The sequence below is a fragment of the Actinomadura sp. RB99 genome (assembly GCF_014706005.1).
Taxonomy (GTDB): domain Bacteria; phylum Actinomycetota; class Actinomycetes; order Streptosporangiales; family Streptosporangiaceae; genus Spirillospora.
Genome location: NZ_JABMCA010000206.1, coordinates 1 through 619, shown reverse-complemented (window position 1 = coordinate 619; position 619 = coordinate 1). Strand labels below are relative to the sequence as shown.

The 619-nt window shown below is 83.8% G+C and carries 1 pseudogene; it reads left to right on the top strand.

From position 1 onward, the window contains the following. Positions 1-619 (top strand): annotated as a pseudogene (locus amrb99_RS49590) (hypothetical protein); the annotation flags it as partial.

Below are 619 nucleotides of genomic sequence, written 5' to 3'. Positions count from 1 at the left end.
GCCGCGGCGGCCGACCGGCGGACGGGCGTCACCACGGCCGGAGCCGGGGAGGGGCCGTCGCCGGAGGAGGCGCCGGTGCTCGCCGCGAAGCCGCGGACGGGCGGCGTCACCGCGGGGCCGGGACGGTCCCGGCGCGGCGCGCCCCCGCTGAACCTGCCGTCGCGGACGGCGAAGGTCGTCGACGCGCAGGCCGCCAAGGGCGGTTCGGCCGGCGGCGCAGCAGGCGGCGGAGGTGCTGGCGTGGGCGCGATCGTCGCGCGGCCGGGCGGGGTCTCGGGCGGGCGCGGGAGCGGCGGCTCGGCGTCGGGTGGCGGCAAGCCGTCCGGCGGTGCGGGTTCCGGCACCGGTGCGCCGCGTCCGACGTCCTGGTCGGGACGCGGCGGAGGCGGCGGTGTCACCGGCGGCGGTAGCGGCGGCTCGGGCGGCTCCGGCGGTTCGTCCGGCGGCGGCTCGGGTGGCTCCAACGGCGGCTCCGGTGGCGGTTCGGGCAACGGGCGCGGCGGCTGGTTCTCCGGCGGCGGGCGCTCGTCCGGCTCCACCGAGCGCGGCCGCGGCCGCGCGGGCGGCGGGTCCGGAGGCTCGGGCGGCGGCGCGCCGGCGCGCGGGTCCGGCGGGTCCG